The 18,856-nt window shown below is 65.8% G+C and carries 19 protein-coding genes and 1 riboswitch; of the genes, 8 read left to right on the forward strand and 11 right to left on the reverse strand.

What is annotated here, in order from left to right:
- Nucleotides 1-18 precede the first annotated feature (18 nt).
- From gcvP to betI, 7 genes are all read right to left on the reverse strand, one after another.
- Nucleotides 19-2,847 carry an aminomethyl-transferring glycine dehydrogenase gene (gene gcvP, locus ACEYYA_RS08755; RefSeq protein ID WP_374799701.1) on the reverse strand — a complete coding sequence of 943 codons (2,829 nt, stop codon included), beginning with the start codon at nt 2,845-2,847 and terminating at the stop codon, nt 19-21.
- An 8-nt stretch (nt 2,848-2,855) separates the two neighbouring features.
- Nucleotides 2,856-3,218, reverse strand: coding sequence for a glycine cleavage system protein GcvH (gcvH, locus tag ACEYYA_RS08760; RefSeq protein WP_374799703.1), 363 nt, complete (start codon nt 3,216-3,218; stop codon nt 2,856-2,858).
- Nucleotides 3,219-3,228: 10 nt separating this feature from the next.
- Nucleotides 3,229-4,341, reverse strand: a complete 1,113-nt coding sequence (gene gcvT, locus ACEYYA_RS08765) for a glycine cleavage system aminomethyltransferase GcvT (RefSeq protein ID WP_374799705.1) — start codon at nt 4,339-4,341, stop codon at nt 3,229-3,231.
- Between the two features lie 162 nt (nt 4,342-4,503).
- Nucleotides 4,504-4,601: riboswitch (glycine riboswitch) on the reverse strand.
- Nucleotides 4,602-4,768: 167 nt separating this feature from the next.
- Nucleotides 4,769-5,008 (reverse strand): YdcH family protein, encoded by a 240-nt coding sequence (locus ACEYYA_RS08770; protein WP_374799707.1) that lies wholly within the window; start codon nt 5,006-5,008, stop codon nt 4,769-4,771.
- 93 nt (nt 5,009-5,101) lie between these two features.
- Nucleotides 5,102-6,682, reverse strand: a complete 1,581-nt coding sequence (gene betA, locus ACEYYA_RS08775; protein ID WP_374799708.1) for a choline dehydrogenase — start codon at nt 6,680-6,682, stop codon at nt 5,102-5,104.
- 1 nt (nt 6,683) lies between these two features.
- Nucleotides 6,684-8,117, reverse strand: coding sequence for a betaine-aldehyde dehydrogenase (gene betB, locus ACEYYA_RS08780; RefSeq protein WP_374799710.1), 1,434 nt, complete (start codon nt 8,115-8,117; stop codon nt 6,684-6,686).
- 15 nt (nt 8,118-8,132) lie between these two features.
- Nucleotides 8,133-8,723 carry a choline-binding transcriptional repressor BetI gene (betI, locus tag ACEYYA_RS08785; protein ID WP_374799712.1) on the reverse strand — a complete coding sequence of 197 codons (591 nt, stop codon included), beginning with the start codon at nt 8,721-8,723 and terminating at the stop codon, nt 8,133-8,135.
- Between the two features lie 79 nt (nt 8,724-8,802).
- Between betI and choX the strand changes: the two genes are divergently transcribed.
- The 3 genes from choX (at nt 8,803) to choV (ending at nt 11,776) form a co-directional block, all read left to right on the forward strand.
- Entirely contained in the window at nt 8,803-9,744 is a 942-nt protein-coding gene (gene choX, locus ACEYYA_RS08790; RefSeq protein ID WP_374799714.1) for a choline ABC transporter substrate-binding protein, read from the forward strand.
- A gap of 185 nt (nt 9,745-9,929) precedes the next feature.
- Complete coding sequence (choW, locus tag ACEYYA_RS08795) at nt 9,930-10,766, forward strand: choline ABC transporter permease subunit (RefSeq protein WP_374799716.1); 837 nt, start codon at nt 9,930-9,932, stop codon at nt 10,764-10,766.
- Entirely contained in the window at nt 10,763-11,776 is a 1,014-nt protein-coding gene (gene choV, locus ACEYYA_RS08800) for a choline ABC transporter ATP-binding protein (RefSeq protein ID WP_374799718.1), read from the forward strand. The genes choW and choV overlap by 4 nt, the downstream gene beginning before the upstream one ends.
- 7 nt (nt 11,777-11,783) lie before the next feature.
- On the opposite strand, the gene ACEYYA_RS08805 is transcribed toward choV, so the two are convergent.
- Complete coding sequence (locus ACEYYA_RS08805; RefSeq protein WP_374799720.1) at nt 11,784-12,314, reverse strand: hypothetical protein; 531 nt, start codon at nt 12,312-12,314, stop codon at nt 11,784-11,786.
- A 146-nt stretch (nt 12,315-12,460) separates the two neighbouring features.
- Between ACEYYA_RS08805 and infC the strand changes: the two genes are divergently transcribed.
- A complete protein-coding gene (infC, locus tag ACEYYA_RS08810; protein WP_459349875.1) occupies nt 12,461-13,075 on the forward strand; it encodes a translation initiation factor IF-3 in 615 nt (204 codons plus the stop codon).
- Nucleotides 13,076-13,166: 91 nt separating this feature from the next.
- Here the strand turns inward: infC and ACEYYA_RS08815 are convergent, their stop codons facing one another.
- Together ACEYYA_RS08815 and ACEYYA_RS08820 are read right to left on the reverse strand one after the other, a co-directional pair.
- Nucleotides 13,167-13,454 carry a barstar family protein gene (locus tag ACEYYA_RS08815; protein WP_374799722.1) on the reverse strand — a complete coding sequence of 96 codons (288 nt, stop codon included), beginning with the start codon at nt 13,452-13,454 and terminating at the stop codon, nt 13,167-13,169.
- A 224-nt stretch (nt 13,455-13,678) separates the two neighbouring features.
- Complete coding sequence (locus ACEYYA_RS08820) at nt 13,679-14,467, reverse strand: 3-hydroxybutyrate dehydrogenase (RefSeq protein WP_374799724.1); 789 nt, start codon at nt 14,465-14,467, stop codon at nt 13,679-13,681.
- A 366-nt stretch (nt 14,468-14,833) separates the two neighbouring features.
- Here ACEYYA_RS08820 and ACEYYA_RS08825 point away from each other — a divergent pair, with 366 nt between their 5' ends.
- Genes ACEYYA_RS08825 through ACEYYA_RS08835 form a run of 3 tightly spaced genes read left to right on the forward strand, consistent with a single transcriptional unit; the run spans nt 14,834 to nt 17,089 of the window.
- Nucleotides 14,834-16,585, forward strand: a complete 1,752-nt coding sequence (locus tag ACEYYA_RS08825) for an extracellular solute-binding protein (RefSeq protein WP_374800016.1) — start codon at nt 14,834-14,836, stop codon at nt 16,583-16,585.
- Nucleotides 16,582-16,737 carry a hypothetical protein gene (locus ACEYYA_RS08830; RefSeq protein WP_374799726.1) on the forward strand — a complete coding sequence of 52 codons (156 nt, stop codon included), beginning with the start codon at nt 16,582-16,584 and terminating at the stop codon, nt 16,735-16,737. The genes ACEYYA_RS08825 and ACEYYA_RS08830 overlap by 4 nt, the downstream gene beginning before the upstream one ends.
- Nucleotides 16,738-16,756: 19 nt before the next feature.
- On the forward strand, nt 16,757-17,089 hold the full coding sequence (locus ACEYYA_RS08835; RefSeq protein ID WP_374799728.1) for a hypothetical protein: 333 nt from the start codon (nt 16,757-16,759) through the stop codon (nt 17,087-17,089).
- A 96-nt stretch (nt 17,090-17,185) separates the two neighbouring features.
- On the opposite strand, the gene ACEYYA_RS08840 is transcribed toward ACEYYA_RS08835, so the two are convergent.
- Nucleotides 17,186-17,515 (reverse strand): hypothetical protein, encoded by a 330-nt coding sequence (locus ACEYYA_RS08840; protein ID WP_374799730.1) that lies wholly within the window; start codon nt 17,513-17,515, stop codon nt 17,186-17,188.
- 137 nt (nt 17,516-17,652) lie between these two features.
- Here ACEYYA_RS08840 and ACEYYA_RS08845 point away from each other — a divergent pair, with 137 nt between their 5' ends.
- Nucleotides 17,653-18,849: an MFS transporter gene (locus ACEYYA_RS08845; protein ID WP_374799732.1), complete on the forward strand. Its 1,197-nt coding sequence runs from the start codon at nt 17,653-17,655 to the stop codon at nt 18,847-18,849.
- Nucleotides 18,850-18,856: the final 7 nt, after the last annotated feature.

Here is an 18,856-nt window from a genome sequence, read left to right on the forward strand (position 1 = left end):
CCAAATACTCAAGCGACCTCAGGCATAGTCGCTGAGGGGCGGGCAGGTGCAGGTCAGATTGCGGTCGCCCCAGACATTGTCGACGCGGCCGACCGGCGGCCAGTATTTGTCGACGCGGAACGCGCCGGGCGGGAAGCAACCCTGTTCGCGCGAATAGGCGCGGTTCCAGTCGGCGACCAGATCCTCGACCGTGTGGGGGGCATGGCGCAGGGGGCTGTCCTCGGCGCTGATCTCACCCTTTTCCACCGCCGCGATTTCGGCGCGGATCGCCTCAAGCGCGGTGATGAAGCGGTCGATCTCGGCCTTGGTTTCGGATTCCGTGGGTTCCACCATCAGCGTGCCAGCCACCGGCCAGCTCATCGTGGGCGCGTGGAAGCCGTTGTCGATCAGCCGCTTGGCGATGTCATCGACAGTGACGCCCGCCGCCGCAAAGGGCCGGGTGTCCAGGATGCATTCATGCGCGACCCGCCCCCGGTTGCCCATGAAAAGGATCGGGTAAGACGCCTTCAGCCGCGCCGCGATATAGTTGGCGTTCAGGATCGCCACCCGCGTCGCCTGCGTCAGCCCCGCACCGCCCATCATCAGGATATAGGCCCATGAAATCAGCAGGATGGAAGCCGAGCCATAGGGCGCGGCGCTGACCGGCCCTTCCTCGCCACCGGTGGCCGGATGCCCCGGCAGATAGGGCGCCAGATGCGCCTTGACGCCGATCGGACCCATGCCCGGGCCGCCGCCGCCATGCGGGATGGCGAAGGTCTTGTGCAGGTTCAGGTGGCTGACATCGCCGCCAATCGCGCCGGGCTGAACCAGCCCGACCATCGCGTTCATGTTGGCCCCGTCGATATAGACCTGGCCGCCATGATCATGGGTGATCTGGCAAACCTCGCGCACGGTTTCCTCGAAGACGCCATGGGTCGAGGGATAGGTGATCATGCAGGCCGCCAGCTTGTCGCCGGCCTTGGCCGCCTTGGCGCGGAAGTCATCAAGGTCGATGTCGCCATTGGGCATGGACCCCACGACCACCACCTCCATCCCCGCCATCTGCGCGCTGGCCGGGTTGGTGCCATGCGCGCTGACCGGGATCAGGCAGATCTTGCGGTCGTGATCGCCCTGCGCGCGGTGATAGCCAAGGATCGTCAAAAGCCCCGCATATTCGCCCTGCGCACCGCTGTTGGGCTGCATCGAGAAGGCATCATAGCCGGTGATGGCACAGAGCTTTTCCTCCAGATCGCGCAGCACCTCGGCATAGCCTGCGGCCTGATCGGCGGGGGCAAATGGGTGCAGCGCGCCAAACTCGGGCCAGGTGATCGGCATCATCTCGGCCGCCGCGTTCAGCTTCATCGTGCACGACCCCAGCGGGATCATCGCCCGATCCAGCGCCAGATCGCGGTCGGCCAGACGGCGCATGTAGCGCATCATTTCCGATTCCGCGCGGTTCATGTGGAACACGGGATGGGTCAGATAGTCGCTCGTCCGCAGGAACGCGCCCGGAAAGGCCGGTTCGCGGATCTCGGGCGCGGGGTCGGTGATGCCGAAGGCGTCCAGCAGGCGGGTGATGACGTCATCATTCGTCACCTCATCGACGCTGATCCCCACCCGGTCGCGGCCGACCTTGCGCAGGTTGATTCCGCGCGCCTGAGCCGCTGCCAGAATGCCCGCCTGCCCCACACCGACGCGCACGGTGATCGTGTCGAAAAACGCCTCGGGCTGCACATCGGCCCCTGCGGCCTTAAGGGCGGCCGCGATGCGGGCGGCGCGGAAATGCACACGCTCGGCAATGGCGCGCAGGCCCTTGGGACCGTGAAAGACCGCATAGAAGCTGGCCATCACCGCCAGCAGCGCCTGCGCGGTGCAGACGTTCGACGTGGCCTTTTCGCGGCGGATATGCTGTTCGCGGGTTTGCAGCGCCAGACGGTAGGCCTTGTTGCCCTTGGCATCGATGCTGACGCCCACGATCCGCCCTGGCATCGCCCGCTTATAGGCATCGCGGCAGGCCATGAAGGCCGCGTGCGGGCCGCCATAGCCCATCGGCACCCCGAACCGCTGCGAGGAGCCGACGGCAATATCCGCGCCCATCGCGGCGGGTTCGCGGATCAGGCACAGGGCCAGCAGATCGGTCGCCACCACCGCGATCGCGCCCGCGCCGTGCAGCGCCTCGATCTGCGGGGTCAGGTCGCGCAGATGGCCGAAGGTGCCCGGATACTGGAAGATCGCGCCAAAGACGGCGCCCGCATCCAGATCGTCGGGCGCGCCGGTCACGATCTCGATCCCCAAAGGCAGGGCGCGGGTGCGGATCACGGCGATGGTCTGGGGATGGCAGTTTTCATCCACGAAAAACGCCCGCGCCTTTGACTTGGCCACGCGCTCGGCCATGGTCATCGCCTCGGCGGCCGCCGTGCCCTCGTCCAGCAGACTGGCATTGGCGATGTCCAGACCCGTCAGATCGCAGATCATCGTCTGGTAATTCAGCAGCGCCTCAAGCCGGCCTTGCGCGATTTCGGGCTGATAGGGGGTATAGGCCGTATACCAGGCCGGGTTTTCCAGAATGTTGCGCTGGATCGCGGGCGGGGTGACGGTGCCGTAATAGCCCTGGCCGATCAGGCTGGCCATCACCTTGTTCTTGCCCGCCACCCGCCGCATCCGGTCCAGCAGGCGGTGTTCGGTCAGGGGCGCCCAGTCCAGCACGTCCTTTTGGCGGATGCTGGCCGGGATGGTTTCCGCGATCAGTTGATCCAGGCTTTCACACCCCACCGCCGCCAGCATATCCGCCATTTCGGCCGGGCTGGGGCCGATATGGCGGCGGTTGGCGAAATCATAGGGGTTATAGTCGGTGGGGGTGAAAGTCATGGAAAACCTCAGCCAATCAGGGCGTTATAGGCGGCTTCATCCATAAAGCCGTCCAGCGCGGCCAGATCGGCCACTTTCATCTTGAAAAACCACGCGGCCATGGCGTCGTCATTCACCAGCCCCGGGTTGTCGCCCAGATCGGGGTTCACGGCGACGATTTCGCCGTCCAGCGGCGCCAGGATGTCGCTGGCCGCCTTGACGGATTCGATCACCACGACCTCATCGCCCTTGGCCACGCGGCGGCCTTCCTCGGGCAGGTCGATGAAGACGACATCGCCCAACTGCTCGCTGGCGTGCGGCGTGATGCCGACCACCACCACATCGCCTTCGACGCGCAGCCATTCGTGATCTTCGGTATATTTGACAGACATGGGTCGCTCCTCAGCGTTTGTAGGTGTTGGGGGTAAAGGGCATCGGCGCGATCCGCGCGGGCAGGCGTTTGCCGCGCACATCGCCATAGACAAGGGTTCCCTCGGTCAGATGGCTGGGCAGATAGGCCATCGCCATCGGCGCCTCGATGGTCGGGCCGAACCCGCCCGAGGTGACGCGGCCAATCGGCGTGCCGCCTTCGGCGTCGGCGTAAATCTCGGTCCCCTCGCGCATCGGCGCGCGGCCCTCGGGGCGCAGGCCCATCCGCTTGCGCGCGGTGCCATCGGCCAGTTGCGGCAGGATCACATCCGCCCCCGGAAAGCCGCCTTCGCGCGCCCCACCCGCCCGGCGGGCCTTTTGGATACCCCAGGTCAGCGCCGCCTCGACCGGGCTGGTGGTGGTGTCGATATCATGGCCATAAAGGCAAAGCCCCGCCTCCAGCCGCAGGCTGTCACGCGCGCCAAGGCCGATGGCCTGCACCTCGGGATTGGACAAAAGCGCCTCGGCAAAACCCACCGCCTGCGCCTCGGGAATCGAGACTTCATACCCATCTTCGCCGGTATAGCCCGACCGCGACACCCAATAATCGCCAAAGACCGCGACATCCATGAAGCGCATCTGGCCGACACCCGGCACCAAAGCCTCAAGCGCCGCTTCCGCCGCCGGGCCTTGCAGCGCCAGCAGCGCGCGGTCGGTGATCTGTTCGACCGAAATCCCCGGCAAACCCGCCCGCAGATGGGCAATGTCGGCCTCCTTGCAGGCGGCATTGACGACGACGAACAGATGATCGCCGCGATTGGCCACCATCAGATCGTCCAGAATGCCGCCCCGATCATCGGTGAAAAACGCATACCGCTGCCGCCCCTCGGCCAGCCCGATCAGATCGACCGGCACCAACGCCTCCAACGCCGCCGCCGCATCCTCGGCCTTCCCCGAGGGCGCGCGCAGGATCACCTGCCCCATATGGCTGACGTCGAACAGCCCCGCCGCCGCACGGGTATGAAGATGTTCCTTCATCACCCCCAGCGGATATTGCACGGGCATCTCATAGCCGGCAAAGGGCACCATCTTGGCCCCCAGCCGAACGTGCAGGTCATAAAGACCGGTGCGCTTCAGGTCGCTCATCGCGCCCCTCCCCTGACATCGCCGGTCGTGAAAATGCCGGCATCCCCCCGGACGGATCGTCCGGTCGATGCCCCCTCTGTCCCTACCCGTCGCCGGGCGCCTGAGATCGTTATCCCTTCGGCGGGCAACCCGTTGGACCGGGCCGCCACTCTCCAGAGCCTGTCATCAGGACGGTCCTTGCGCCTGAGAGTTTACCGGGGCGGTTGCTCCTTCGGCACCGTCAAGGGCACGCCCCCGCCGGATTCTCCCGATCCTGATGTCGCTTTGGCTAACCCAAAGGTCGCATTCCTGTAAAGCGATTCCGCAAGCCCTCTGGCACGCGAAAAGGGCAGGACCACCGCCCTGCCCCTTCTTCTTGGCCACCATATCCTCCGGCGGGCCGGGGGGCGGAAAACCCCCGGTCCGCGGCCGCGATCAGCGCAGCCGCTTATTCAGCCGCCAGCATCCGCGCGATCTCGTCCTTGATATGGCTGCGCTCCTTGCGCCACTGATGTTCGACCAGCTCATCCACCACATCGACGCGGGTTTCGGCGCGATGCACCTTGTCGTTGATCGCGTCGTAATCCTCCAGCAGCTTGGCGAAATGCGCATTCGCGACCTTCAGCGCGTGGATCTTGTCGATCTGATGGGGGAATTCTTCCTGAAGCGTGTGGGGGGTGTTGGACATCGCAATCTCCCTTTGGTGATGTTTCAGGCGAATCCTAACTCGCCCGTCAGCCCTTGGCTTTGACCGGTATCAAGCAAAACCGTCAAGAACATCCTAAGACGCACCCCGCAGGATCAGATCGGCGACCTTTTCCCCGGTCATGATCGAGGGCGCGTTCAGATTGCCATTGGTGATGCGCGGAAAGATCGAGCTGTCGGCGACCCGCAGCCCCGCAACCCCGATCACCCGCGCCTGCGGATCGACGACCGCCTGCGGATCATCCGCCGCCCCGATCCGCGCCGTGCCGCAGGGGTGATAGGCCGATTCCGCGTGATCGCGCACGAAGGCGTCGATCTGATCGTCACTGATGACGCCCGCGCCGGGCTGGATCTCATGTTTCACATGTTCGGCCATGGCGGGCTGGCCAAAGATCGTCCGGGTGTGGCGGATGACGGCGCGGAACTCCTCCCAGTCGTCGGGATGGGACATATAGTTGAAGCGGATCTTCGGCGCGCGCGCGGGATCCGGCCCGTCCAGCCGCACCGTGCCGCGCGATTTCGACCGCATCGGCCCGGTGTGCACCTGAAATCCGTGGCCCGCCGCGACCGCGCGGCCGTCATAGCGCACGGCAATCGGCAGAAAGTGATACTGGATATCGGGATAGGGCTGGTCGGGCGTGGTGCGGATGAAGCCGCAGGCCTCGAACTGGTTCGAGGCCCCCGGCCCGGTGCCGGTCAGCAGCCAGCGCGCCCCGACCCAGGCCTTGCCGGGCAGGTTCCAATATTTGAACAGGGTGATCGGCTGGCGCGCGGCATATTGGACATAGACCTCCAGATGGTCTTGCAGATTGCCGCCCACCCCGGCGCGATCGGCGATCACCTGAATGCCGTTGTCGCGCAGATGCGCGCCCGGCCCGATGCCCGACAGCATCAGCAGCTTGGGGGTGTTGATCGCACTGGCCGACAGGATCACCTCGGCCCGCGCGGCGATCTGACGCCCATCAACCTGCACGCCGACCGCGCGGCCATCGCGGATCACCACCTTTTCCGCCAGCCCCCGCACCAGCCGCACGCCGAACCGCCGCATCGCAGGCTTCAGATAGGCCGAGGCCGCCGACCAGCGTTGGCCCTGCCAGATCGTCGCCTCCATCGGGCCGAACCCCTCCTGGCGCGCGCCGTTGTAATCCTCGGTATGGGGCCAGCCGGCCTGCTGACCGGCAGCGATGAAGGCGTCGAACAGCGGGTTCGCCCGCGTCCCCCGCGTGACATGCAGCGGGCCGTCGCTGCCGCGATGCTGCGGATCATCGCCGCCGTGCCAGCTTTCCATGCGCTTGAAAAACGGCAGCACGCCCGCGTAATCCCAGCCTGTCGCGCCCTGATCGGCCCAATGGTCGAAATCCATCCGGTGCCCGCGCACAAAGACCATGCCGTTGATCGACGACGACCCGCCGATCACCCGCCCGCGCGGGCAGACCAGACGACGATTGCCCAGGCCCGGCTCCGGCTCGGACTGATAGCCCCAGTCATAGCGCGCCATGTTCATCGGATAGGACAGCGCGCCGGGCATCTGGATGAAGGGGCCGGCATCGCTGCCGCCCGCCTCGATCACGATCACCGAATGCCCCGCCTCGCCCAGCCGGTAAGCCAGCGCCGACCCGGCGCTGCCCGCGCCGACAATCACATAATCTGCCTGCATCTCAGTAAGGCGCCTCCACCGCGCCCATGCCCACATAGACCGCCTTGATCTGGCTGTAATGTTCCAGCGCGGCCCGGCCGTTTTCGCGCCCCAACCCACTGTCGCCCATGCCGCCAAAGGGCATTTCCACCGGCGTCAGGTTATAGGCATTGATCCAGCAGGTGCCGCCATTCAGCGCCGCAATCACCCGGTGCGCGCGGGTCAGGTTTTCGGTGAACACCCCGGCGGCAAGGCCGTAAGGCAGGCTGTTGGCGCGGGCGATCACCTCATCCTCGCTGTCAAAGGGCAGCACCGACATGACCGGGCCAAAGATTTCCTCGCGCGCGATTTCCATGTCGTCGGTCACATCGGCATAGACCGTGGGCGCGACAAAGGGGGCGGTGATCGTGCCGCCGGTCACCAGACGTGCGGTGGCGCGGTCGATGAAACCGGCGATCTTGTCCAGTTGCGCGGGCGTCACGATCGGGCCCATCTGCGTTGCCGGATCCAGCGGATCGCCCATGACGATCGCCTCGGCGCGGGTCTTGAGGCGGGCCAGAAAGGCGTCATAGATGCCGCGCTGCACGAACACCCGCGTGGCGTTGGAACAGACCTGACCGGCGGAATAGAAGTTGCCCAGCATCGCCGCGCCGATCGCGTCCTCCAGCCGGGCATCGTCAAAGACGATCAGCGGCGACTTGCCGCCCAGTTCCAGCGTCACATGCTTCAGCCCGGCGGCGGCGGCCTGATAGACGCGGCGCCCGGTCGGCACCGATCCGGTCAGCGAGACCTTGGCCACGCGCGGATCACCGATCAGCGCGGCGCCAACCGCCCCCATGCCCTGCACGACGTTGAACACGCCGGGCGGCATCCCGGCCTGGATGAAGATTTCGGCCAGTTTCAGCGCGCCAAGCGGCGTCACCTCGGAGGGTTTGAAGACCATGGTGTTGCCCATCGCCAGCGCCGGCGCGGCCTTCCAGCAGGCGATCTGGCTGGGATAGTTCCAGGCGCCGATGCCGACACACACCCCCAAAGCCTCGCGCCGTGTATAGGCGAAATCGCTGCCCAAGGGGATGGTGTCGCCGGTGACGGAGGGGGCAAGGCCCGCAAAGAACTCCAGCGCGTCGGCCCCGCTCGGCCAGTCGGCGACCTCGGTTTCCTGGATCGGCTTGCCGGTGTCGCGGCTTTCCAGTTCGGCCAGTTCGGGGCCGCGATCGCGGATGATCTGGGCGGCGCGGTGCAGGATGCGCGCGCGCTCCACCGGCCGCAGCGCGGCCCAGGCGGGTTGCGCGGTCTGGGCTGCCTTGATTGACTGGTCAATCAATTTCGGCGTCGCCTCATGAAGGCGCGCGATCACGCTGCCGTCAAAGGGATAATGCGTGTCGAACGTCGCACTGGCCGCATCATCGACATAGGCGCCATCAATGAAATGGCTGGCTTTCGGTTGGCAGATCATCAGGCATCCCCCCTGTCAGGCATCGCCGCGTGAATGGGTCAGTTCGCGGGCCAGATGGCCCAGCACCAGATCGCGGGCGTGATCGCCATCGGGCGCGTCATGGGCCAGCGCGGCGCGCAGATACATGCCGTCGATCAGCGCCGCCACCCCCTCGGCCACCGCCGGGGCGCGCGTGCCGATCAGCGGCCGCAGGTCGTGCAACAGCGTGGATCGCAGCCGGTTCTGATAGATCACCAGCAGCCGCCGCGCCTCGGGGCTGGAATGCGCCATGGCGTAAAAGCTCATCCAGGCGCCGATGATTTCGGGCTGAAAGTTGACCGGCGTGAACGAGGCCGCAATCACCGCCCCCAGCCGCGCCCGGCGCGATCCGGCCAAGGCCAGCCCACGCCGCACTTCGGCCCCGAAATCGGACAGGATCTGGCGCATCGCCGCCAGGAAGATCTGGTCCTTGGACCCGAAGTAATGATGCGCCAGGGCCGATGACATGCCCGCCCGGCGCGCGATCTGCGCCACGGTCACATCCAGCGAACCGGCCTCACCCACGGCGGCAATCGCCGCTTTGACTAATGCCGCGCGTCGGATAGGCTCTGCCCCAATCTTCGGCATAAGATCCCCCAGATCTGTTGCAAGATGCAGCTAGGCATTGTTTATTGACTCGTCAATCAACAAAAAACAGGGAGCCATCATGACCCATACCAAGACCCTGCGTCGCGGCCTGATCGCCGCTGTCGCGATCTCGACCACCTCCTCCGCCGCACTGGCGGCGGGTTGCGACAAGATCACCTTTTCGGACGTGGGCTGGACCGACATCACCGCGACCACGGCGCTGGCCAGCACGGTCCTGCAAGGGCTGGGCTATGAGACCGAGACGAAACTTCTGGCACTGCCGGTGACATTTTCGGCCCTCTCCACCGGCGATGTCGATGTGTTCCTGGGCAACTGGATGCCGACGATGGAGGCCGACCTGAAGCCCTATCGTGACGCAGGCACGATCGACACCATCCGCACCAACCTGACCGGCGCGAAATACACGCTGGCCACCAATGCCGCAGGCAAAGCCCTGGGAATTGATGATTTTTCCAAGATTGCCGACCATTCCAAGGAACTGGACGGCAAGATCTATGGCATCGAGCCGGGCAATGACGGCAACCGCCTGATCCTGGACATGATCGAAAAGGACAGCTTCGGCCTGAAGGCGCTGAGCCTGGTCGAAAGCAGCGAACAGGGGATGCTGGCCCAGGTCGGCCGCGCCGATGCCGCCGGGCAGCCGGTGGTGTTCCTGGGGTGGGAGCCGCATCCGATGAACGCGGCCTTCGACATCACCTATCTGACCGGAGGCGATGACGTGTTCGGCCCGAACTTCGGCGGCGCCGAGGTTCACACCCTGACCCGCAAGGGCTATGCCGCCGAATGCGCCAATGCCGGGGTTTTCCTGAACAATCTGGTCTTTACCCTGCCGATGGAAAACGAGGTCATGGGCAAGATCCTGAACGACGGCGCCGAACCGGCGGCAGCCGCGAAAGACTGGCTGGCCGCCCATCCCGAGGCGCTGGAGCCGTGGCTGAAAGGCGTCACCGCCAAGGACGGCAGCGATGCGATGGCGGCAGTGCAGGCCGCGCTGAAGTAAGCCACGCAAGGGGCCAAGGGCAGGGCCAGAAGGCAAGGCGCTGACGCCTCCGGCACGCGGCGCAAGACCGATGGCCTGGCGCGCAACGCTGAGCGGACCCGTGCAGCCCACCCCCACATCGCCCCCGCAGGATGCGTCCTGCGGGGGTCAACCGAGATCGGAAGAACCGGGCAAGGGAGAGCCGATTGGACTTTCTGACCGACACGAAAATCCCCGTCGGGCGCAGCGCCAGGGCGGTGTTCGACTGGCTGAAAACCCATGCGGGAGGGCTGTTCGATGCGCTCGCCGCCGCGTTGCAGGGGCTGGTCGATGCGATCCTGTGGGTCTTGCAGACGCCGCATCCGCTGGTCGTGATCGCGGCCTTCGCCGCCCTGACCTGGCTGGCGCAGCGGCGCTGGATGACCGCCTTGGGCGTCGTCCTGGGCTTTCTGTTCATCCTCAATCAAGGTTACTGGACGGAAACCACCCAGACGCTGACGCTAGTGCTGGCCGCCTGCGTGATCTGCATGGGGATCGGCGTTCCGATCGGCATCGCCGCCGCCCATCGCCCTGCCCTTTACGCCTGGCTGCGCCCGGTGCTGGACCTGATGCAGACGCTGCCGACATTCGTCTATCTGATCCCCGCGATCACCTTTTTCGGCCTGGGGATGGTGCCGGGCCTGATCGCCACGGTGATCTTTGCCCTGCCCGCGCCGATCCGGCTGACCTATCTGGGCGTCAGCGCCACCCCCACCCCGCTGATCGAGGCCGCGCGCGCCTTTGGTGCCACCGGGCGCCAGCTTCTGTGGAAGGTCGAACTGCCCGCCGCGCTGCCGCAGATCATGGCCGGGCTGAACCAGACCATCATGCTGTCGCTGTCGATGGTGGTGATCGCAGCGCTCGTCGGCGCGCCGGGGCTGGGGGTGCCGGTGGTGCGGGCGCTGAACACGGTGAACGCCGCGCTTGGCTTTGAATCGGGGCTGGTGATCGTGGTTCTGGCGATCATCCTGGACCGGATGCTGCGGTGGGAGAAACCGGAATGACCGATGCCGCCGTCATTTTCGACAATGTGTCGATCGTCTTTGGCGATCACCCCGACAGCGCCCTGCCGCTGATGGATCAGGGCCTGTCGCGGTCGCGCATCCAGGCCGAATGCGGGCAGATCCTGGGGGTTCACGATTGCAGCCTGACCGTGGCCGAGGGCGAGATCCTGGTGCTGATGGGCCTGTCGGGTTCGGGCAAATCCACCCTGCTGCGCGCCGTCAACGCGCTGAACCCCGTCTGCCGGGGCGAGGTGCGGGTGCGCTCGGACGATCGCATGGTCTCGGTCACCCATGCCGACCGCGCGACGCTGCGCGGGCTGCGCCTGCATGACATCGCCATGGTCTTTCAGCAATTCGGCCTGCTGCCCTGGCGCAGCGTGCGCGACAATGTGGGCCTTGGGCTGGAGCTGGAGGGCATCGCGGCGCCCGAGCGGCGCGCGCGCGTCGACCGGCAACTGGCACTGGTCGGGCTGACCGACTGGGCCGACCGCAAGGTGGGCGAATTGTCGGGCGGGATGCAGCAGCGCGTGGGCCTTGCCCGCGCCTTTGCGACCGAGGCGCCGATCCTGCTGATGGACGAACCCTTCAGCGCGCTGGACCCGCTGATCCGCGCGCGGCTGCAAGATGAGCTGCTGGATCTGCAAGCCAAGCTGAAGCGCACCATCATCTTTGTCAGTCACGACCTGGATGAGGCCTTCAAACTGGGCAATCGCATCGCGCTGATGGAGGGCGGGCGGATCGTGCAATGCGGCACCGCGCGTCAGATCATCGCCAATCCCGCGAATGCCTATGTCGCTGATTTCGTTGCGCATATGAACCCGATGGGGGTGCTGACCGCGCAGGATGTGGCCGAGCCGGGGCACGCGCCGGGTGCGCCTTTGCCCGCCGATCTGCCGGTGCGGGCGGTGATGGCGGCGCTTGCCGACGCGCCGGAACTGCCGGTCGCGGGCGGCGGGCGGGTGACGCGCGACAGCTTGATCGCGCGGCTTCTGAACCCGCGCGGGGCGTGACGGCCCCCTAGTCCTGCGCCATCGCGGCGCGGACCTGATCCAGCGCGCCCGCCAGCATCTGCGGATCGCTGGCGGCGGCGGCCAGCAGGTTCTTCAGCGCCAGTTTCTGCGGGCCCGCAAGGCTGGTCGCGTCGATCGCGGCAGCGGCGACGGCCGCGTCATAGCCCGCCACGCTTAGCGCCGCATCGCGGGCGGCGGGGTCGTCCAGCACCGCCTGAACACGCCGCGCCTCGGCGGCGGCGGCCTCGCGGCGGGCGGCATCTGCCTGGGCCTCGGCCTGGGCTGCGTCGACGGCAGCCTCGGCGGCGGCCTCGGTGCGGGCGGCGGTATCGCCGGGGGATGCCGGGGGCAGACCGCCCGCCGACGGCTCACCGCCCTGATCGGGGGCAGCATCGGGCGGCGGCGTCACGGCGGGGGCGGCGGATTCGGCGGGATTTTCCACGCTGACACCATTGCCGCCCAGAAACTGCGGCGCCACAAAGATATAGGCGGCCACCGCCAGCAGAACCACCCCAATCAGACCGATCAGCCAGCGCATCATCGCCCCCTTTGCGACATCCTTTCACCCGTTGTGCCACAGCCCGGCTGCCTGCGGAAGCACCGCAATCGTCATATTTGCACGCCGCAGGCGCGGCCTTGGGCGGAAAAAACCGGGTTTTCCAAGGTCTGCCGCGCCACGGCGGGTTGAAACCACGGCGCGCGACGACTATTTTCCGCCTCGATTCCCCAGGCTGCCAAAGGAGCCACGCCATAGCCCGCAGACCCCACAACGCCCCGCCCACCCGTGACACCGGCCCGCGCGTCAATGATCGCATCCGCGCCCCGGAAATCCGCCTGATCGGCGCGGATGGCGAAAATGTCGGGGTCGTCACCCCGGCGCGTGCGATGCAGATGGCCGAAGAAGCGGGCCTGGATCTGGTGGAAATCTCGCCCAATGCGGTGCCGCCGGTCTGCAAGATCATGGACCTTGGCAAGTTCAAATACGAACAGCAAAAGCGCGAAGCCGAGGCCCGCAAAAAGCAGAAGATCATCGAGATCAAGGAAATCAAGTTCCGCCCCGGCACCGACACGCATGATTATGACGTAAAGATGCGGTCGGTGATGAAGTTCCTGGATGAGGGCGACAAGGTGAAGATCACCCTGCGCTTTCGTGGCCGTGAAATGGCCCACCAGCAGCTTGGCCTGGAACTCTTGAACCGCGTCAAGGATGACGTGGGCGAGGCCGGCAAGGTTGAATCGATGCCCAAGCTTGAGGGCCGCCAGATGGTGATGATGATCGCCCCGGCCCCCGCGAAGTAAAGCGCCACGGACAGAACCGACGAATGGCCCCGGCGACGGGGCCTTTTTCTTTGCCCGCCCGCGACTTCCTTGCCCGCCCGCGACCGGCGGCCTAATCCTGCAGGATCAGCGCGATCTCCAGCCCGTGATCCGCCCGCGCCGCGTCAAAGAGCCGGACCATGTCCGCCAGCAGCGCGGCAACCTGCGGGGTGGCTGCGCTGATGCCCGTCACCCGGATCGCATAGGGCGGCCCGCGCCGGTGCAGCCCGCCCGTCAGCCCGTCCCACAGTGCATCCAGATTGCGGCCATGCCAGGCCGGCGCCCCCAGCCAGTCCAGCAGGTCGCCATAGACCTGCTCGGGCCCTGCCCAATCGCACGCGTGAAAAGTGACCTGATCCATTCGCTCACCCGCGAAATAAAAGCGCCGCGGGAGGGAGGCCCGCGGCGCATTTGGGGGGGACGAGGGAGAACGTCCCGACCCTTGGGTCCGTGCGGAGGGAGACCGCTACAGGGAGAGTTGGACCCGATGGCCAGCTTTTACGCCCCGCCCCCGCAGCCTGGCTTGATCTGGATCAAGTGCCCAGAGGTTTTGCCTGCGACACTTTGGCCGCCGCAGGCCCGGCCTTACATCGCCGTCCAGCCGCCATCGACGCTGATCGTCGTGCCGGTGATCTGCGCCGCCGCCTCGCTGCACAGGAATACCGCCGTGCCGCCCATCTGTTCGACCGTGGCGAACTGACCCGAGGGCTGGCGCGACAGCATCACCTTGGCGATCACATCCTCACGCGACATGTTGTGGGTCTTCATCTGGTCGGGGATCTGCTTTTCGACGATCGGCGTCAGCACATAGCCGGGGCAGATGGCGTTGCAGGTGATCCCCTTGCCGGCCTCCTCCAGCGCGGTGACCTTGGTCAGGCCGACCACGCCGTGCTTGGCCGCGACATAGGCCGATTTATAGGGGCTGGCGGTTAGGCCATGCGCCGAGGCGATGTTGATGACCCGGCCCCAGCCCTTTGCCTGCATCCCCGGCAGCGCGGCGGCGGTGCAGTGAAAGGCCGATGACATGTTGATGGCGATGATCGCATCCCATTTTTCCGCCGGAAACTCGGGGATCGGCGCGACATGCTGGATGCCCGCATTGTTGATCAGGATGTCGCAGCCCCCGGCCTGTTCGATCAGCGCCCGGCACTCATCGGCCTTGGACATGTCGGCCTTGATGTAGCGCGCCTTCACGCCGAACTCGGCCCCCATCTGCGCGGCCAGATCGTGATCGGCGGCATCATCGGTGAAGCTGTTGATCACCACATCGGCACCGGCGCGCGCAATCTCGCGCGCGATGCCCAGGCCAATGCCCGAGTTCGACCCGGTGATGATCGCGGTCTTGCCCTTCAGCGGCTTGTCGCTGGTCGTCATCTCATGAACCTTTCGTCAGTTGCGCACCCAACATAGTCGCGGCATCAGGCGAAAAAAAGCGCCCGCCACAAGGGACGGGCGCCAGTCATGAGGCAGGTTTCATACAGGCAAGAAACCTATCGAGCAGTGCTGTTTGTATAAGCTGCCGGGCGCGCGCCTCCAAGGGAAAAGTTTGCGCTGTGGTAAACGCCGGGTTAGTCTAGCCCCTGAAAACGCTGAAAAACCGCCGCAGACGGTTCAGCCATGAGGAGCCAGAGCATGACCCCCCGCCCGATTCGCAGCGCATATCTGGGGCTTTCATCCCCCACCCTTAACAACACCGTGAGGTTGGGCGTCATCACCCTGCTGCTGGGCGCTGTGGCAGGGATGGCACAGGCCGAGCCGAAACATGCCATCGCCATGTATGGCCAACCGGCGCTGGCGGCGGACTTTACCCACCTGCCCTATGCCAATCCCGACGCCCCCAAGGGCGGCACGATTCGCTTTGGCGAACCGGGCGGCTTCGATTCGCTGAACCCCTGGATCCTCAAGGGCAACGCGCCCTGGGGCCTTGGCCTCTATGTCACCGAAAGCCTGATGGCCCGGTCGATCGACGAGCCGTTCACCCTGTATTGCCTGCTGTGCGAAACCGTCGAAACCGATGACGCGCGGTCATGGGTCGAGTTCACCCTGCGTCCCGACGCGCGGTTTTCCGACGGAAGCCCGGTGACCGTCGAGGATGTGATGTGGTCCTATGAGACGCTGGGGACCAAGGGGCATCCGCGCTATCAGGGGGCCTGGGCGAAGATCGACCGGATGGAACAGACCGGCCCGCTGAAGCTGCGCTTTACCTTCAAACAGCCCGACCGCGAACTGACGCTGTTGATGGGGATGCGCCCGATCCTGAAGAAGGCCCAGTGGGAGGGCAAGGACTTCACCGCCTCCGGCCTGGATAGTCCCATCGGATCAGGGCCTTACACCATCGGCAAGTTCGAGGCGGGCCGCTATGTGACCTTCGTGCGCAACCCCGATTACTGGGGCCGCGATCTGCCCGTGAACAAGGGCCGCAACAATTTCGACGAAGTGCGATACGATTATTTCGGCGATGGCGATGTGGTGTTCCAGGCCTTCAAGGCGGGCGATCTGGATTTCTGGCGCGAGACGAACCCCGCCAAATGGGCCAGCCAGTATGACTATCCCGCGGTGCGCGACGGCAAGGTCATCAAGGCCGAGATCCCGCATCAGCGGCCTTCGGGGATCATCGGTTGGATGATGAACACCCGCAACCCGATCTTTGCCGACTGGCGCGTGCGTCAGGCGATGATCGAGGCGTTCAATTTCGACTTCATCAACACTACGCTGTCAGGCGGCGCCGATCCGCGGATCTGTTCGTATTTCTGCAACTCGCCGCTGGCGATGGGCGAAGGCCCCGCGACCGGCAAGGTGGCCGAACTGCTGGCGCCCTTTGCCGCCGATCTGCCGCCCGGCACGATCGAGGGCTATGCCCTGCCCCAGGGCAATGCCGAACGCGCCCAGGATCGCGGCGGTCTGCGCCGGGCCGCGGCGCTGCTGGCGGAAGCCGGCTGGACGGTTCAGGACGGGGTGCTGAAGAACGCCGAAGGCACGCCCTTCACCTTTGAGGTGCTGCTGGCCCAGGGCGCCAGCGAATCCCAGCAGATGATGAACATCTATACCGAGGCGCTGAAGGGTCTGGGCATTCAGCCCAAGGTCACGGTCGTCGATAGCGCCCAATATGCCGAGCGCACCAACAGCTATGCCTATGACATGATCTATCGCCAGATCGCGCTGTCGCTGAGCCCCGGCAACGAACAGATGCTGTATTGGGGTGCCAAGGGCGTGACCGAGCCGGGCAGCCGCAACTATATGGGCATGAACAGCCCCGCCGCCGAGGCGATGGTGAATGCCATGCTGACCGCCACCGCGCCCGAGGATTTCACGGCCGCCGTGCAGGCACTGGATCGCGTGCTGACCGCCGGTCGCTATGTGATCCCGGTCACCTATCCGAAAGTCACGCGGATCGCCTACAAGGCCGATCTGCATTATCCCGAAACCCTGCCGCTTTACGGGGATTGGCCCGGTTTCATGCCTGAAGTCTGGTGGAAGGACGCCGCGAAATGAAGATGTTCACGATGATGGCCGCGGTTGCGGCGCTGATGGCCTTGGCGGGTTGCAACACCGTCGCCGGGGTCGGCCAGGATATCACCGCGGTGGCGCAAGGCACCTCGGGGGCGTTTGGCGGCTTCAGCGGCGCCGGCAGCAGCGGGTTCTGATCGCGAAAGGGGGTCAGCGATGAAATGGCAGCATGTGCAGGACAACTGGCCCGCCTTTTTCGAGGCAATCCTTGAGAAATGGCCCGATGCCGATGAGGATGAGCTGGACAGTATCGACGGCGACCAGCGCGCCTTTGTCGCCTATATCGCCGAGCTGACCGGGCAGGATGCGGCCGATGCCCGCGTCGAGATCCGCGACTGGCTGACCGGCGAACTGCCCGCTGATGTCGTCATGAACCCGGTCCATGACAATCATTCCATCGCTTTGTCGTCGAAATATGTCGGCGAGGGCGAGGATGAATATGACGACGATTCCCGTTTCGGCGACGATGACGACGGGGATCGCGGCTGACATCCGGCGGCGCTGCGGGCGGGCGTCGAGGGGGCTTTGCCCCCGCGCGTGCCGCGCCCCCCAGCGTATTTTGGCAAGAAAGAAGCGCGGCTTGCCTTAGAAGGCGATGTCGGTTTCCTCGACATCATAGGTTTGCAGCGCCAGCAGCGGTTGGTCGCCATTCAGGCTGAACACCCAGACGCCGATGGTCTCGGCGGCCAGGGTCATGCGGCAAAAGCGATCGGGCCCGGCAAGGGCGGCGGGGCAATCGGTCAGATCGGCATGGGGCACCGTTGCCTCGAACGTGGCATAGTCCAGCACCAGCGGCGTTTCCGGCGCGGCGGCTGCGGCGTCCTGGCCCAGCACCGGGCGCGGCGCCAGAAGCGCGCCGGTCAGCCCCAGGCTGATCGCGGCGGCAAGGATGAAACGGGTGGAAATCTGTGCCATGGCGGCCCCCTTTCGTCGTATCGGTTTTTTTCTGATTGAAACGGTCGGAAAAGTAAAGTCCCTGTGGTGTGCCCAAATGCGCCCTTGCGCTTGGCCCGGCGCAGGCAGATGAGAGGGGGTTCATCCAGAGGTCCGACATGAACCAGCCCATCCGCCGCCTGCCCCTGCCCGAGTTTGTCGCCCTGCTGGCGATGCTGTTTGCCACGATCGCCTTTTCCATCGACGCGATGCTGCCCGCGCTGCCGGTGATCGCGGGCGAATTGTCGCCTGATGCGGTGAACCGCGCGCAGCTGGTGGTGACGGCGTTCATGGCGGGCCTGGGCCTTGGCACGTTGATCTCGGGTCCGCTGTCGGATGCGTTCGGGCGCAAGCGGATCATCAACATCGGCTTTCTGGTCTACATGATCGCGGCGCTTGCGGCGATCTATGCCAACAGCCTGACGCTGCTTTTGGCGGCGCGGTTTGCCCAGGGGCTTGGTGCCGCCGGGCCGCGCATCGCGGGGCAAGCCATGGTGCGCGACCTTTACGAGGGGCGCGAGATGGCGCGGATCTCGTCCTTCGTGATGATGGTGTTCATCCTGGTGCCGGCGCTTGCGCCATCCTTGGGGGCGGTGATCATCGGGCTGGCGGGCTGGCGCGCGGTGTTTGCGGCCTTCGTCGTCTTTGCGCTGATCGGCGCGGTCTGGATGAACCTGCGCCAACCCGAGACGCTGCCCGTCGCCGCCCGCCGCCCGTTCCGCGCCACGACCCTGTGGGCGGGCACGCGCGAGGTTCTGGGCGACCGGCAGGTGGTCATCATCACCGCCGTGCTGTCGCTGGGTTTCGGGCAGATGATGGCGCTTTTGTCCAGCGCGCAGCAATTGTTCGACAGTTTCGGGCGCGGCGCGGCCTTTCCCTTGTGGTTCGCGGGGCTGGCGCTGCTTTCCAGCATGGGCACGGTGCTGAATGCGCGGCTGGTGATGCGGCTGGGGATGCGGGCGATGGCGCGCGGCGCCTATCTGATGCAGATCGTCGTGGCGGGGATCTATCTGGTGACATTGATCGCCGGGCCGCTGCCTGCGCCCTTTGATTTCGCGCTGTTCTTCATCTGGGCGGTCAGCCTGTTTGCCATGGCGGGGATCACCTTCGGCAATCTGAACGCGCTTGCGCTGCAACGGATGGGCCATATCGCGGGGATGACGGCCTCGATCATGGCGGCGGTCTCGACCTTGGCGGCGGTGGCGATCGCGGTGCCGGTGGGGCTGGCCTTCGACGGCACGCCGCTGCCTGCGGTGCTGGCGGCGCTGATCTGTTCAGCGCTTGCGGCGGCGCTGATGCGGCTGATCCGCGGCTGAGTTCGCA

This window comes from Paracoccus zhouxuedongae, from assembly GCF_041927815.1.
Classification (GTDB): domain Bacteria; phylum Pseudomonadota; class Alphaproteobacteria; order Rhodobacterales; family Rhodobacteraceae; genus Paracoccus.

What these genes read in the sequence shown, in the direction of transcription:
- betI (WP_374799712.1), bottom strand. Translation starts at nt 8,723, where the DNA reads ATGCCGAAGATTGGGGCAGAGCCTATCCGACGCGCGGCATTAGTCAAA.
- ACEYYA_RS08840 (WP_374799730.1), bottom strand. Translation starts at nt 17,515, where the DNA reads ATGGCACAGATTTCCACCCGTTTCATCCTTGCCGCCGCGATCAGCCTG.
- ACEYYA_RS08835 (WP_374799728.1), top strand. Translation starts at nt 16,757, where the DNA reads ATGAAATGGCAGCATGTGCAGGACAACTGGCCCGCCTTTTTCGAGGCA.
- ACEYYA_RS08825 (WP_374800016.1), top strand. Translation starts at nt 14,834, where the DNA reads ATGGCACAGGCCGAGCCGAAACATGCCATCGCCATGTATGGCCAACCG.
- betB (WP_374799710.1), bottom strand. Translation starts at nt 8,117, where the DNA reads ATGATCTGCCAACCGAAAGCCAGCCATTTCATTGATGGCGCCTATGTC.
- ACEYYA_RS08815 (WP_374799722.1), bottom strand. Translation starts at nt 13,454, where the DNA reads ATGGATCAGGTCACTTTTCACGCGTGCGATTGGGCAGGGCCCGAGCAG.
- ACEYYA_RS08805 (WP_374799720.1), bottom strand. Translation starts at nt 12,314, where the DNA reads ATGCGCTGGCTGATCGGTCTGATTGGGGTGGTTCTGCTGGCGGTGGCC.
- choV (WP_374799718.1), top strand. Translation starts at nt 10,763, where the DNA reads ATGACCGATGCCGCCGTCATTTTCGACAATGTGTCGATCGTCTTTGGC.
- gcvT (WP_374799705.1), bottom strand. Translation starts at nt 4,341, where the DNA reads ATGAGCGACCTGAAGCGCACCGGTCTTTATGACCTGCACGTTCGGCTG.
- betA (WP_374799708.1), bottom strand. Translation starts at nt 6,682, where the DNA reads ATGCAGGCAGATTATGTGATTGTCGGCGCGGGCAGCGCCGGGTCGGCG.
- ACEYYA_RS08820 (WP_374799724.1), bottom strand. Translation starts at nt 14,467, where the DNA reads ATGACGACCAGCGACAAGCCGCTGAAGGGCAAGACCGCGATCATCACC.
- choX (WP_374799714.1), top strand. Translation starts at nt 8,803, where the DNA reads ATGACCCATACCAAGACCCTGCGTCGCGGCCTGATCGCCGCTGTCGCG.
- ACEYYA_RS08770 (WP_374799707.1), bottom strand. Translation starts at nt 5,008, where the DNA reads ATGTCCAACACCCCCCACACGCTTCAGGAAGAATTCCCCCATCAGATC.
- gcvH (WP_374799703.1), bottom strand. Translation starts at nt 3,218, where the DNA reads ATGTCTGTCAAATATACCGAAGATCACGAATGGCTGCGCGTCGAAGGC.
- ACEYYA_RS08845 (WP_374799732.1), top strand. Translation starts at nt 17,653, where the DNA reads ATGAACCAGCCCATCCGCCGCCTGCCCCTGCCCGAGTTTGTCGCCCTG.
- ACEYYA_RS08830 (WP_374799726.1), top strand. Translation starts at nt 16,582, where the DNA reads ATGAAGATGTTCACGATGATGGCCGCGGTTGCGGCGCTGATGGCCTTG.
- gcvP (WP_374799701.1), bottom strand. Translation starts at nt 2,847, where the DNA reads ATGACTTTCACCCCCACCGACTATAACCCCTATGATTTCGCCAACCGC.